Consider the following 13023-nt stretch of genomic DNA (forward strand, 5'->3'; position numbering starts at 1 on the left):
CCGCCCGCAAGGTATTGCTAACGAAACTTACAGTAAGTACTGTAAGTCTCATGAAGATCAGCGCACGTCCTCTGCTCGACAATTCCGTCGACGCCGAACTGTTCGTCGGCCGGCGAGACGAACTCGCCGCGATATGGGACGGATTGAACGCTGAGCTCAACGTTCTGGTGACGGGGGACCGCGGCACAGGCCGAACGTCGCTGCTTAGACAGCTGCAGCTCGACAGCCGAGAGCCGTTCACCGGTGCCCGCCGCGAAGGCGACTTCCCGATGAGCTTCGTTCGGGTCGAGGGGATCTCGGACGGCCGTGACGTGCTCGCCCGCGTCGTAGAACAGGTCACCGGCGAACCGGCAGTCGACAGTGACGGGCCCGACGTCTTGCTGCGGCGATTGAGTGACTTTCGCCTGCAGTTCATCGACGCCACGCTTCGGAGGTGGGCAGCAGAAAGCGACGACGGCACTGCTCCGCTTGGGACGCGGCTGTATCCGGTGATCATCGTCGACGACGTCACCGCATCGGCCGGGCACGCACTGTTCGGGCGGTACCGCGATGAGGTGTGGGCGACGGGATACCTGTGGGCGGTGTCGGTGCGTGAAAGTGACCGTCAAGGTCTCCTGACTCCGCCTGCAGATGCATTCTTCGAGAAGATCGTCGACGTACCCCCGCTCTCGAGAACGGAAAGCATCAAGTTGATCACTCGCCGCGCGGGAATCGACATGGAACCGCAAGCCAGCACCCTCGCTGATGCGGTAGGGCGAAACCCCCGAGATCTGGTAAGTGCTCTGCGGGGATTCCTGCAGGACCCCGGGTCGTACGAGGACAACTACCTGGCCCTCGCCGATAGAGACAATGCGCTCTGGGCTTTGGGTCGCCCAGCGTCGATGCTGGCGGCCGAAATGAAGGTGCGGGGCCCGGTCAGCGCATCGGATGAAGACTTGCTGGCCGCGTTGGGGTGGACGCGTCCTCGTGCTGTACAAGTCTTCAAGCAACTTTACGAGAAGGGGCTGGTCCGGAGCAGCGAAGTCTCGTCAGGTCCCGGGCGGCCGCGGCGGGTGTACGAGTTGACTCCGCCGGCGGAATGGCTGCGGACCGAACACGCTGATCCGGAGGACCAGAAATGAGTGACGCCCTACTGCGTCAATTGCGGGACTCGAAGGCCTTCGACCCGTCGCCGGATCCGGATCGTATGTGGCAGGTCCATGTGCCGTTCGACGTCCTCACTGGCCCCGTGAGTGGTGACTACGAGCAGCGCTTCATGGACGCTGTTCGGCGGCGTGAGCGTGTGGCTCTGATCGGTGCCAGTGGCTCGGGTAAGTCCTCGATCACCGAGTACGTGATGGACGCTCTTCACTCCGAAAACGTTGCAGCACTGAGGATCAGGATGGGATTTCAGACCGACTCCCTCGTCTCCGATCCGGCTGAATTCCCGCGTCTGTTGGTCAACACCATCGCCAAACAGCTCGACGAGAACCGGGCAGTCCAGAAGATTGCTCGGGAAATGCGTGGAGGTTCCCCACATCGACCGGTCAAATTCTCGGTTGGTCTCCCATGGTTGGCCGGCAATCTCGCGATCGAGCTCGGCAGCGTGGTGAACGAACCATCGCAAGGTGAGGATGTCGTGGATCAGGCCATCAGGGTCCTGGAACTGATTTCGCGCAGTGGCTTGATTCCGACGCTCGTGCTCGATGACACGGACCAGTGGATACGTCGTCCAGGTATCGGCGTCGATCCGGAGCCGCGGATCGCAATGTTCTTCGGCTTGACTCTGAGGATGATCGCCGAGCGACTTCCGGCAGCATGTGTCGTCGCCGTCCATAACGACTACATCGACAGCCCCCACTACAAACAGGCTCGCGAATACCTGAACACGCGAATCACCCTGCCCGCCTTAGCTAATTCAGCCGCGCTGGGGTCGATCATCGGTAGGCGGGCCCGCCAGGCCGCGGGAAATCCGAATCTCGGCGCGGTCGACGTCATCGACGCTGACGCCCTCCAGCATCTCTTCGACCACTACGGGGCCGGTCGCAGTGTCCGCCGGGAGCTGGTCGTATTGCAGGATGCGTTGGTACGAGCGTGTTCTGCAGTAAGTGAGACCATCGCCGCAGCTCACGTCGTCGCTGCGATCGCTGCAGGCTAGGACACGACTACCGGCGTAGGTAGTTCGCAAAATGCATCGCCTGAACTGCAATTCGGGTTTACCAACCCCTTTGCAGCTTCAGTAGTAGGTGTGAAACTGCTTGGCCCTGTCCACCGCATCGAGGACCTCAGCGTCGAGGCCTTGAGCTTCTCGTTCGATCGCGTTTACCCGTCGCTTCATGCCTGCTCTGGCGAGCCACGGCGACCACATCAGTCGACTGAGCTGCGCTGCTGACAAGCGCACACATCGCCCCAGCGCAGTGTTGATTCCCCCGGCTTCTTCCTGACCGTCTTTCTGCTTTACGTCGTCGTCGCTCGTCAGGCGCGCCACAGTGGCCAGTTGGATGTACAAACGCAGTGGCCGTCGCGGAACCCGTGCAATGATCGCGGCCGTCTCAAGCTCGCGGACACTGTCCTTGAAGTGCTGAAACGACGGATCAGTGGACGACGACCCTGCCCATCGGGTGCGTTCGGTGCTCGCCAAGTGCCGGAGAACCTCGCTACGCAGTTGACGGCGTTGCTGACTGCCGATCAGGTACTGGCCCGCAAAGGATCCGATACCGAGAGCTCCGATAATCGAGGCCACACCACTGATATCCATTTCGTAACAGTATTCGGATCCAGAACTTGGGGTCGGTTGACGCAACGTGAGTGGTGAAAAAGGAGAGATTTTTCCGTACCTATTGCGCCTCACGCGGCAGCAGATGTTCCGACTCCCGAATATTTGCCGGTGCTCGAAGTGTCCACCTCCGCAGGCATAATCGTGGACTGTTGGAGCCGATCGACTTTGGAATGGCGAAATTCCTCGCCTAGGGACGGTAGTGCTTCGGTCGCCGACAGATGGTCGGATCCGCGCGTGCGAATCGGAGTAGAAGGCAGTCCTATGTGGCGATGGACCGGAGAGAGTGTGACATGACGGTTGCCGATCAGAAGGTTTCGGAGCGGGAGAATGCCGAGCATCGCGCGCGTCCTCCGCAGAAACGTGCGCAACGGACCCGTGACGCGTTGATTACCGGTGCGGCTCGAACCATCGCATGTGGGGGAAGCGGCGTCACGGTCAACGACCTGATACAGGCTGCAGGGGTGACCAAAGGGGGCATGTACTTCCACTTCCCATCGAAGGACGCTGTTGTTCATGCAGTGGTCGACCAGGCTGCTCGACAATGCGAGTTCCTCCGGGCGCATCGCCCGTCTACAGGAGACACTGTGGCCGATGTTCAGGACTTGCTCGGCGGCTACTTCACTCATGCGAAACGGTATTGGTCTCTGAGGGCAGCAGCGGTGTTGTGGACCGACCTCCACTACGAGGACGTCGCACGGGCCGCGACCTACCACCCTCTCAGGGCCGCGGTCCTGGCCCTTCTGACCAGCAACGGCAGGCTGCCGACGATATCGGTGGACACTGCCGATGCTGTCATGGCCATCGTGTGCGGCGTGACGACCACCGCCGGGCCGGGGGGCTTCGGTGACGGCGGCGATCTCGACACCGTCCTGCGGTTGACGGGGCCCGTGATCGCGGCTGCCGGTGCAGTGGCGGTATGAACAGCGGTGGCGGGGACTCCGGGAAGCCTTGATCTCCGCCGGTTACCCGCGGCCGGTAGTGGGCGACGAGCCGGGCCAGCTCACGTTGTCGTGGGGCACCGGTGTCGGCGTACGAGAGATGTGTGTGAGCCCTTCAGGGGTGGTCGCCCGGACACCGGACGCGGTCTTTGCCTTGGGCCTGTTACGTCAGTCGGCAGCAGACTGGGTATCGCCGCTGCACCCGCTGATCGCAGAGCCGATCGTGCGCACATCCGAATCGCCCTTTCGGGTAGTCGAGCCGGTGACCAACATCGTTCGGAGCGCGTCGGTGATCCGGCGTTCGATGACGTGCCAGGTGAGTTTCCTGGGCTGTCAGTGTGCGGCGTTGTACGCCTCTTCGATGTCGGTGGGGATGCGGCCTCGATCGCCGATCTCGTGACCGTTGTCCGCCGCCCACTGCCGAATTGCGCGAGTCTGCGCCGGGTCACGCTTGGCCGGTGTCCCGGCTGTCGAAGGCGTCGACGCGGTTGCGGGGAAGGGTTTACGTTTGCGTCCGCCAACCCGCGCGGCGTGCTTGATGTAGTAGTCGAGCTTTCTGTGAAACTCGCTGGCGTTCTTTGCTTTCAAGTCGATCACGTACTCGACGCCCTGGACCGCGAACTCGATCGTTTCACCGGAGTCGTCGATGACCGATCCGTCGATGTCGTCGACCAATTGAATCGTTTCTAGCTTGGCCACAGTGAAGAAACCCTCTCGCAAAAATGTATGGAAGACAGCTAAGTGAGCGTATAACGGGTCTGCGTGGTCGTGACAACTGTGGGTGCGGCGCGCGTGGTTCGGATGCAGGATCGAGAGAGTGCGATTATGGGCAGCGCTCCATTCGTGGTCGGCGATGAAGCCCAAGTTACTAGTCGGGCGATGACGTCGACGCCGTCGAATGTCTGGTTGTGCTGTTCTGACGACCGTTCGATCAGGGAAATGAGGCGGACCAGCCCTTCCGCGTATCGGGCCAGGGTCCGCGGCGAGAGGTCGTAAAATCGGTACACCCATATCGTCCCGGAAGTGGCCTCGTTGAGAACGCGCGCGGCCGTGCGCGGATCGATGACAACGCTGCCGCCTACATCAGAGGGGTCGTATTCGCCCGTGTCGGCGGGTCCTTCGACATTCTGCGCGTAGTAGCCCACAACGTTGGTCGCGTCTGTGTAGCGGTACCTCTTCGCTTTCAGTGCGCGGAGCAGGAAGCCCTCGTAGATGTAGTTGTCACCACGCTTGGTGGGGTAGACCGTGCCGTCGTTGTATCCCTGATACGCACTACGCTGATCATCAGCGACATCGACGCCGCCGAACCCCCTGATCAGGATTAACGGTCGGCATTTTATTTCGCCCATCTGAACCTCCACGAGTGTTCGTCGCAGCAGGCACATGCCCCCGCTGTAACTCGTCGTCCTTGACTCAAATCGACGGGTGGAGATACCTGAGGTGCAACCGCGAACCCGCTGAGCTGGTCGTTGCGGCCAGGCCGCTTCTGATGGTCCTCGTGTTGGGGGGCGATGTCACTGGTAGTTAGGGCTGACAACCGTTTGAACGGCAGACCCGTTGGCCTGCGGATGAGAATTCGAGCTGTTCGTGGTGTCCGGTCCTGACGCTAGTGTGCATCGACAGAGACAGCCAACAGGGGCCTTGGCCTATCGGTGGGGGTGAATGATCATGCGAGACAAGAGCGGTGGAGATGTGAACGTCGACGGAAGCGGGGACGCCGTAGGACACGTCGTGGACAGGTTCGCCGCGGTGATGACCGAATTCGACGTCGATACTGCCGGCGTGGGTGTGCCGTGTATCGATTCGGTGTGGCAGGGGGAGTTGCGGGGATGAGGGGCCGGCAGCTCGTCGTTGTTGACGTCCACACCACGGGGCCGTCGTTCGAGGCTCACGAGGCCTTCGAGCTCGCCGCGATCGACGGTGCATCCGGGAGGGTGTGGGATCTCGCGCTGCCTTTGACATCGGCACAGCTCGAACGGGCGGATTCAACATTCCTGCAGCTCAGCGGATACCACCGTCGACGGCTGGTGGAAAAGGCGCAGCATGACGCGTTGACCATTGGAACGGAGCTCGCGGCGCTCAGTGATGTGTTGGCTGGAAACACGCTCGGCGGCGCAGATCCGGAGATCCATGCGGCATTTTTGAGCAAGGTCTTTCACCGGCATGGTGTCCGGTCGCGTTGGCACCACCTGCCCGCAGATATCGCGGCGTTGACCGCCGGTGCCCATGGGATCCCCGCAACCAACATTCCGCGGCTGGAGGTGTGCTGCGAATTGTGGAATGTGCAGCTCGCGGAATTTCCTTCGGCGCTGGATCGGGCGCACGCTGTCGCCGATTGCTTCGCGGCGTTCGACCGCAGAAGCGGACGGGAATCGGTGTCGGCAACGCTCAGAGGCGAGTAGGTGTTGAAGCAGCCGCTTATTGCGCTGGGCCACACCTGAGCCCCGCAGTTCTGTCTCGGTAGTCACGCTATCGCAGGCGGCGAATCCAGACGAATGGTATTCTACGAGTTAATACTCGTATTTGATGGCAGCGGCCGTCACCGTTGGACGTGGGGATCTGATGGATCTGTTCATCGATGTCATAGCCTCAATCGCTTCCTGGTGTGCTCCGATGGTTCTGCTCGTGGCTGCCGCAATCCTCTTGGTGGAATCCGGCTTGCTCGTCGGGTTTCTCCTCCCGGGTACTGGCACGGTTCTGGCGGTCGGTGCTCTCGTGGGGCTGGGCGAACTTGATCCCGTCGTGACGGCGATCGTCCTGATCGCTTCGTCGACAGCAGGGGCTCAGCTGGCCTTTCGGTCCATCAGGCGTGGATCGTGTCGCGCTGATATCGCCGGCGCAGGCCGCTTTGCGCGCCTGATCAACAGGGTGCTTGCTCGGGCACGTCAGTTGTTTTCGGGGGATGCGCGCGTCGGGACAGTGACCACGCATTTCGTCGGAGGCGCGAGGACCTTGGGGCCACGTCTCGCTGCGGGTTCCTCGTTGTCGTTCTCGAGGTTCGCGGTGTTGAATATCGTCGCCGCAACCGTGTGGGTCACTCTTCTGTTGACCACGGGAAGCGTGTTGGGAGCCAACCCCGCGTGGATCCCCTGGGCCACTGGCGCTTTCGTCGTGGCCGTAGTTGGAGTCATCGCAATTCGGGCATTTCGGCGCAGTGACGCTCCGGTTCCCGGCGGCACAATTCCCGCCCGTCGATCTGATCGACGGGGCGGGAATGCGGCTGTGCCGTGCAGTTGTGCCCGTGTCATTCGCGGCCGGCTGATACCCAACTCATGTCGGGTGCTCGGGTTCCGGTGACGGCGTCGGCGAGGGTGTCGAGGACGGCGAGCTGGTCCGCGGTGAGTTCGATGTGCACCGAGCCCGCGTTTTCGGTGACCCGATCCGCATTCCGAGTGCCGGGTATCGGAACGACGGGCAGCGCGAACTGTGTACCTTTCACCCGTAGCCACGCCAATGCGATCTGGGCGGGCGTGGATCCGTGCTGTGACGCGATGTCTGTCAATGGGGCGAGGGCGTCGGTGTTCGTTTCGAATGCGTCGAGTTGAAAGCGGGGTAGATACCGCCGAAAGTCGTTGTCGCCGAGCTGTTCCTGTTTCACTTTTCCGGTGAGCATTCCGCGTCCCAGTGGGGAGTAGGGAACGAATCCGATGCCGAGTCGAGCTGCGGTCGGGACGATGGCGTTCTCGACGTCGCGGCTGAACAAGCTCCATTCGGACTGGACCGCGGCGAGCGGATGGGTCCGGTGCGCTCGTTCTAGTTCGGGGGCGGTTACTTCCGATACTCCGATGTGCCGGACTTTTCCGTCGGCGATGAGCTCGGCCATCGCTCCGATGGTGTCGTCGATCGGGATGTGTGGGTCGACCCGGTGAAGGTAGTAGAGGTCGACGACGTCCACGTCGAGGCGACGCAGGCTGTTGTCGATGCACTGGCGGACGTAAGCCCTGTCTCCGCGGCTTCTGCGGCCGGGTTCGGTTACGGAGGTATCGATACCGAATTTGGTGGCGACGGTGACCTCGTCGCGACGGTCGGCGAGGAGTCTGCCGATCAGTTCCTCGTTGGTCCCGAGGCCGTACACATCTGCGGTGTCGATGAAGTCGATGCCGAGGTTGACGGCGTGATGCAGGGTCTTCAGTGCTTGGTCGGGGTCGGATTCGCCGTACATCGAGGTCAATGCCATGCCGCCGAATCCGAGTGCGGATACTTCGAGGCCTGTTCCGAGGTTCACGTGTGGGAAGTCGGTCATGATGCTGTCTCCTTGGAGGCGCTCGTTTCGGGTCGACCGCGTTCGACTGCCTGTGTGTCCGCGGGTCCGGCCACTGCGGTGAGGTAGGTCCGTATGGCTGCAGGGTTCTGCAGCGAGCCGGTCATGCCCACTATGCGGTCGGGACGCACGACAGCGACACCGCCCTGTCCGAGCTCGCTCGAAACGATCTCGTGGGTGTCGATCACGGTGGGAGTTGCGCTCAGAAGTGTGGTGGGGGAGTGGACCACGACCACGACGTGCAGCCGCGACCCCCACGAGTCGAGGATGGCATGTAAGGCCCGGAGTTCGTCGATACTGGTGATGGTGGCCAGCGCCAGGACTCGTCGGTCATCGAGGAGGTCGGGCAGCAACTTGTCGACCTCTCCGTCGAACTGGACGGGATGCGGGGGCAGGAACTTGCCCGGCGAGATGGTTCGACCGCGCCCGCCCCCGCGGGCCACTGACGGGCCGTAGGCCGTATCGATCTGCGCCAGTTGAGGAACGACACGCCGGGTGAGGAGCCCTGTCGCCGAGAGGATTCCGAGGATTCGGTCGCGGATCCACCGCGAAACGGCAGCACGAGTTGTCCACAGTTTCGTCTGAAGATCGGTCATCGCGGCGACCGATTCTGCGACGGGTCGTCGTTCGAGTTCATATGTTTCGAGTAGTGCTGCATCGGCTCCGTCGACCGCTACTGCTGCAAGTTTCCACGCGAGATTCGCCGCGTCCTGTATTCCGGTGTTCATACCTTGACCTCCCGCAGGACTGTGAATATGTGCAGCGTCGCCGGCAAGGATGAATCGGCCCGACACGTAGCGCGAGGACAGTCTCCGGTGTACTCGAAAGTCGCTCTGCCAAAGCACATTACTGACCCGGAAGCGGCCGAGGCCGCGTTGGCCGAGCATGATGTTGGCGCGATCGGTGATCTGAGTCGGCGGTATGAGCGCAGGGGAAGCGGACTGACGGTGTCCGAGAAATACCCGGTGTCCACCACCTGGGAGCGGGACGACGACCGTCACCCCGTCCGGGTGGAGATGGTACTGAGCCTCCCCGACCGACCCATCGGTTTCTAGGGTGCCGTCCACCAGCAGAAAAGCGTCGTCGTAGCTGTCGCCGTCGAAGTCGATGGCCGCTGTTTTCCGCACGGTGCTGTGTGCACCGTCGGTGCCCACGATCCACTCTGCTGTTGTGGTGAAGCGGATTCCGCTCGGACCGACCAATGACGCCCTCGCCCCGTCGCTGGGCCCGGCAGGGTCCGGATCGAGGGCACCGAGGAACTTGTGCCGCCAGCGGACCGTACCTCCCAGCGCCTGGTAGAGCTCGAGGAGAGCTGCCTCGACGAGGGGCTGCGGAAGGGACAGGGGTTTGTGCAGGCCGGGCTGGTCGAGGCCGGTGAAGTCGACGTGGCCGATCTGTGACCCTTTCGACCAGTACGACGCTCGGTCGAGAGTGACGCCGGCATCGAATACCGCGGGATCGACACCGAGGATGCGCAGGCTCTCCTGGGCGGCACTCCAGAGTACGAGGGCTTTCGGTTCGGTCGAGGGCCCCGACTTGCCGTCGATAATCATGTGGTCGACGTTCCTGCGGGCGAGCTCGCAAGCAAGCGTCAGACCTGTGGGGCCCGCGCCGACGATGAGGACGGTGTGCTCGGTCATGTCCGGACTCCTGACGGGCGAGGCGGGGCGAGGCTGGATTGTTCGGCCGAGATCACGTCCTCGTATCCGGTGGACGGCGCGTCGCGGGGTAGGGGAGAGGCCGCTGCGTGCGGGTCTGCTGCCGCGGGGTCGACGAGGAAGTCCTTGCGTCTGATGAGGGTGAATGCCGCGATCGCACCGATGAGGGTGACGATTCCCGCGATCGTCGTGACCTGATGCAGCGCCGAGATGAACGCGATTTCTGCTGCCACCCCAACGTCCTGCCCGGTCTCTTGCAGCGCCGCGACGGCCCCGGAGGCCACGGCGTCGACGGTGGCGTCGAGCTGGGCCGGAGTCAGGGCGGATCCGTACGCGGTGTCGAGTTCGGATTCGATGGTGCGATGAGCCAAAGCTCCGAGTACCGCCACGCCCAATGCCGCACCGACCTGCTGGAATGTCTCGTTGATCCCAGCTCCCATCCCTGAGTCTTCGGCCCGAACGAGAGCCACTGCCGCGCTCGCACGGGGTGGATTGTGTAGTCCCATACCGAGTCCCGCGATCACAAACCCCGGTAACAACGCCGTCCAGCTGTCACCGACGTCCGCGAATCGAAACAACAGAAACCCGATTCCTGTGCACAACAGCGAGATTCCGATCAGAATCGATGTCGAGATCCGGGCGCTCAGTATTCCGCCCACGGCACCGGATATCAGCAGGACGCCGGTAAGCGGCAGGAACCTCAATCCGGTCTCGATAGCCGAGTAGCCCAGCACGCCTTGCATCCACAGCACCGAGAACAAGATGGTGGCCGTGACGGCGAAGTTGATCGCAAACGTTGCCGCGGACAGGCCGTTGAAGGAACGGTTTCCGAACAGGACCATGTCGAGCATGGGATTGCGGACGCGGCGCTCGACCACAGCGAAGCCGAGGAGGGCGAGCACACCGACCGCCAACGCTACCGCGGTACGTGGGTCGGTCCATCCCACGACGGGTGCCCGGATGATTGCAAAGATCAACGCGAACAGACCTGCGGAGAACAGTGCCAGACCGAGGGGGTCGAGACCGCGGCGCGCGGTCGATGTCTGGTGGTCCCGGACTTTCAGAGCGACGACGGCCAGAATGATCAGTCCCACAGGGATATTGAGGTAGAACACCCATCGCCAGTCCACTTCGGTGAGGATGCCTCCGATCAACGGTCCCGCAGCGATGGCGATGCCCGAGGTGGCCCCGAAGATGCCGAAGGCGGTTCCTCGTTGGCGGCCGTGGAACGTCGCTGCGATCATCGCTGGGCCGACGGCGTACATGATGGCCGCGCCGAGGCCTTGAACTCCACGTGCTGCGTTGAGCAGAGTTGCTGACCCAGCGAGACCGCAAGCCACGGACGCGAGGGTGAAGGCCAGCGCGCCGACGGCGAAGATCCGGGTGCGGCCCAGTCTGTCCGCGATCGAGCCGGCGGTGAGCAGAAACGCGGCCAGTGCCAGGGCGTAGGCGTCGATCACCCATTGCAACTGCTCGAAGCTGGCCGAGAGGTCTCGTTGTATCGCGGGCAGTGCGACGTTGACGACGGTGAGGTCCAAGAACAGCATGAATGTTCCGAGGCAGACCGCTGTCAGCGTCCACCAGCGTTCGGGGGCCGACTGCAGCGGTTCGGGGGTGCTCATGCGGACTCCTCGAGGAGCGCGTCCGCGGTGGGTTGCGCGGCCGGCTGCTGGCGTCCGAACCAGGCGTCGATTGCCTCGATGGCTCCCGCGGTGTCGGTGAAGTGATGTATCTGCATTCCGTGCGCTCGGGCGGCTTGGCAATTGCGTAGGTCGTCGTCGACGAACAGGCATCGAGCGGCAGGGACGCCGAGTCGTTCGGTCGTCCGGCGGTAGATTTCGGGTTCGGGTTTGCGGACACCTTCGTTCGCGGAGACGACCTCGACGCTGAACAGGCCTGTGGGGACGATTCCTCGCCACTCGGGTTCCCATTCTCGGACGTTGTTGGTCAACAGTCCCAGAGTTCGTCCTTCGGATTTCAGCGTGTGCAAGTAGTCGAGAAGTTCCGAGTTGGGGACCCGGCCGGAGAACCATGCCGGCCGGAACTGTGACAGGTCGATAGCGCGTCCGGTCATGGTTTCCAGTGCCGATCCGACTCGGTCGAGGAAGGCCGCTTCGGTGATTTCGCCGCGTTCGAGCGGGGCCATGATCGTTTCGTCCGGGTCATCGTGCGCGGTGAACAGGGCACCCATCAGGTCCTCCGGTTGCACGGACATGTACTCGGTGAACGCCGCGATGGTGTCGGCGATGGGGTTGGTCAGGACGCCGCCGTAGTCGACGACGAGAACGAGGGGACCGGTGTCGATACTGTTGTCGGACATCGTCATCCCACCTCGACCTGCGAGCGGACGATGACGACGTCACCCTGGACGAGTTCGAAAGATGCGACGATCCCAGTCCCGGACTCGGTGGGTGCGGTGTCGATCAAGCGGCAGTAGACAGGAAGCTCGTGTTCGGCGAAGTCGAGGAACTGGATGTCGTAGCGCACCGGGGAACCGACCGACGATTCCGGCAGTGAGTGGGTGTCGAGGACGGCGCACACCGATGCCTGCCTGCACGCTTCGGTCAAGAGCATCCCCGAGACGTGGTCGACCTTGTGATCGGAGAGCGACGGGTGGTTGTTGTCGACGACGACCTCGTACGTCGTGTCGGGGTGTTCGGTGCCGGTGGAGGCGATGACGACGTTCTTCGAGTCCCGCCGGGCAACGCGTGCAGGCGGAAGCGGAACGGCGGCAGAGGTATACGGCTGATCGGGGGTGTTCTTCGCTGCCCGCCCGGCCGCGCGCATCTCGGCGAACATCTGCTTGGGCATGAAGCTCAGGGATCCGACGAATTCGCCGACAGGCACGCCGTCGAGAACGGTCTGGTACCTACCGACTGCCCCGGTCAGGTACCCCTCGACGTGGAACCGCTTCTCGAATTCGACTCGGATGACCAACCGGCCCGGTGTTTCCCCGACCTGGAGGGCAGCGAGGTCGGTCACCGACACCGAGGCCTTGCGGAAGACGAACGCCCAGTCCTTGGGTACTCCGTAGAACTGGTGACTGATCAGGATCGAGGCCTGCCTGCATGCCTCCACGAGGATCATGGGGTCGTACCGGTCGTCGAGTCGGTCGCTGTAGAGGGCATGCCCTCGCGGTAGCTGCGCGGCGACGACGAATCGGTTCTCGCCCGTCGCAGCAGCGTCGGTGAGGAAGACCTCGCTGACAGCTGCGCGGTGGACGAGGCTTCGCGGCACAGTGCGATCGAATGTCAGTTCACTGGCGATATCGAACGGTGGTGTGGTGACAGTCATTTCTTCCCCCAGGAAGGTGGTCGCAGATTTTCTGCTTTGTGCGAAACGCACCGATCGGTACGTGGTTTCAAGTACAGCGCCACGTTTTCGATAAGTCAATTCTTTTCACGTTAA

The 13023-nt window shown here is 62.7% G+C and carries 13 protein-coding genes; 5 read left to right on the top strand and 8 right to left on the bottom strand.

Annotated features, from left to right (window positions below):
• Positions 1–50 precede the first annotated feature (50 nt).
• Positions 51–1121 carry an ATPase AAA gene (locus CH289_RS26395; RefSeq protein WP_015586100.1) on the top strand — a complete coding sequence of 357 codons (1071 nt, stop codon included), beginning with the start codon at positions 51–53 and terminating at the stop codon, positions 1119–1121.
• Entirely contained in the window at positions 1118–2137 is a 1020-nt protein-coding gene (locus CH289_RS26400) for a P-loop NTPase family protein (RefSeq protein WP_032364995.1), read from the top strand. Before CH289_RS26395 ends, CH289_RS26400 begins: the two co-directional genes overlap by 4 nt.
• Before the next feature lie 78 nt (positions 2138–2215).
• Here CH289_RS26400 and CH289_RS26405 read toward each other — a convergent pair whose 3' ends face one another.
• Entirely contained in the window at positions 2216–2737 is a 522-nt protein-coding gene (locus tag CH289_RS26405; RefSeq protein WP_015586102.1) for a hypothetical protein, read from the bottom strand.
• 311 nt (positions 2738–3048) lie between these two features.
• Between CH289_RS26405 and CH289_RS26410 the strand changes: the two genes are divergently transcribed.
• A complete protein-coding gene (locus CH289_RS26410; RefSeq protein ID WP_015586103.1) occupies positions 3049–3678 on the top strand; it encodes a TetR/AcrR family transcriptional regulator in 630 nt (209 codons plus the stop codon).
• Positions 3679–4029: 351 nt separating this feature from the next.
• On the opposite strand, the gene CH289_RS28860 is transcribed toward CH289_RS26410, so the two are convergent.
• The gene (locus CH289_RS28860; protein WP_015586104.1) at positions 4030–4395 is read right to left on the bottom strand and encodes a histone-like nucleoid-structuring protein Lsr2; all 366 of its coding nucleotides are present in this window, start codon (positions 4393–4395) and stop codon (positions 4030–4032) included.
• A gap of 38 nt (positions 4396–4433) precedes the next feature.
• Positions 4434–5057, bottom strand: coding sequence for a hypothetical protein (locus tag CH289_RS28865; protein ID WP_230591901.1), 624 nt, complete (start codon positions 5055–5057; stop codon positions 4434–4436).
• A gap of 307 nt (positions 5058–5364) precedes the next feature.
• Here CH289_RS28865 and CH289_RS28420 point away from each other — a divergent pair, with 307 nt between their 5' ends.
• Positions 5365–5529 carry a hypothetical protein gene (locus CH289_RS28420; protein ID WP_155289035.1) on the top strand — a complete coding sequence of 55 codons (165 nt, stop codon included), beginning with the start codon at positions 5365–5367 and terminating at the stop codon, positions 5527–5529.
• Positions 5530–5630: 101 nt separating this feature from the next.
• A complete protein-coding gene (locus tag CH289_RS26420) occupies positions 5631–6098 on the top strand; it encodes a hypothetical protein (RefSeq protein ID WP_139278538.1) in 468 nt (155 codons plus the stop codon).
• Between the two features lie 842 nt (positions 6099–6940).
• Here CH289_RS26420 and CH289_RS26430 read toward each other — a convergent pair.
• The 5 genes from CH289_RS26430 to CH289_RS26450 are packed head-to-tail and all read right to left on the bottom strand — an operon-like array spanning position 6941 to position 12909.
• Positions 6941–7939 (bottom strand): aldo/keto reductase, encoded by a 999-nt coding sequence (locus CH289_RS26430; RefSeq protein WP_015586110.1) that lies wholly within the window; start codon positions 7937–7939, stop codon positions 6941–6943.
• Positions 7936–9597 (bottom strand): FAD-dependent monooxygenase, encoded by a 1662-nt coding sequence (locus CH289_RS26435; RefSeq protein ID WP_015586111.1) that lies wholly within the window; start codon positions 9595–9597, stop codon positions 7936–7938. The genes CH289_RS26430 and CH289_RS26435 overlap by 4 nt, the downstream gene beginning before the upstream one ends.
• Positions 9594–11237, bottom strand: a complete 1644-nt coding sequence (locus CH289_RS26440) for an MFS transporter (protein WP_015586112.1) — start codon at positions 11235–11237, stop codon at positions 9594–9596. Before CH289_RS26440 ends, CH289_RS26435 begins: the two co-directional genes overlap by 4 nt.
• Positions 11234–11935 (bottom strand): HAD family hydrolase, encoded by a 702-nt coding sequence (locus CH289_RS26445; RefSeq protein ID WP_052047793.1) that lies wholly within the window; start codon positions 11933–11935, stop codon positions 11234–11236. The genes CH289_RS26440 and CH289_RS26445 overlap by 4 nt, the downstream gene beginning before the upstream one ends.
• Before the next feature lie 2 nt (positions 11936–11937).
• On the bottom strand, positions 11938–12909 hold the full coding sequence (locus CH289_RS26450; protein ID WP_015586114.1) for a ScbA/BarX family gamma-butyrolactone biosynthesis protein: 972 nt from the start codon (positions 12907–12909) through the stop codon (positions 11938–11940).
• Between the last annotated feature and the right edge of the window lie 114 nt (positions 12910–13023).

The sequence above is a fragment of the Rhodococcus sp. RS1C4 genome (genome assembly GCF_002258225.1).
In the GTDB taxonomy this organism is placed as follows: domain Bacteria; phylum Actinomycetota; class Actinomycetes; order Mycobacteriales; family Mycobacteriaceae; genus Rhodococcoides; species Rhodococcoides fascians_E.

What these genes read in the sequence shown, in the direction of transcription:
- CH289_RS28420 (WP_155289035.1), top strand. Translation starts at nt 5,365, where the DNA reads ATGCGAGACAAGAGCGGTGGAGATGTGAACGTCGACGGAAGCGGGGAC.
- CH289_RS26435 (WP_015586111.1), bottom strand. Translation starts at nt 9,597, where the DNA reads ATGACCGAGCACACCGTCCTCATCGTCGGCGCGGGCCCCACAGGTCTG.
- CH289_RS26440 (WP_015586112.1), bottom strand. Translation starts at nt 11,237, where the DNA reads ATGAGCACCCCCGAACCGCTGCAGTCGGCCCCCGAACGCTGGTGGACG.
- CH289_RS26405 (WP_015586102.1), bottom strand. Translation starts at nt 2,737, where the DNA reads ATGGATATCAGTGGTGTGGCCTCGATTATCGGAGCTCTCGGTATCGGA.
- CH289_RS26450 (WP_015586114.1), bottom strand. Translation starts at nt 12,909, where the DNA reads ATGACTGTCACCACACCACCGTTCGATATCGCCAGTGAACTGACATTC.
- CH289_RS26445 (WP_052047793.1), bottom strand. Translation starts at nt 11,935, where the DNA reads ATGTCCGACAACAGTATCGACACCGGTCCCCTCGTTCTCGTCGTCGAC.
- CH289_RS26430 (WP_015586110.1), bottom strand. Translation starts at nt 7,939, where the DNA reads ATGACCGACTTCCCACACGTGAACCTCGGAACAGGCCTCGAAGTATCC.
- CH289_RS26395 (WP_015586100.1), top strand. Translation starts at nt 51, where the DNA reads ATGAAGATCAGCGCACGTCCTCTGCTCGACAATTCCGTCGACGCCGAA.
- CH289_RS26400 (WP_032364995.1), top strand. Translation starts at nt 1,118, where the DNA reads ATGAGTGACGCCCTACTGCGTCAATTGCGGGACTCGAAGGCCTTCGAC.
- CH289_RS26410 (WP_015586103.1), top strand. Translation starts at nt 3,049, where the DNA reads ATGACGGTTGCCGATCAGAAGGTTTCGGAGCGGGAGAATGCCGAGCAT.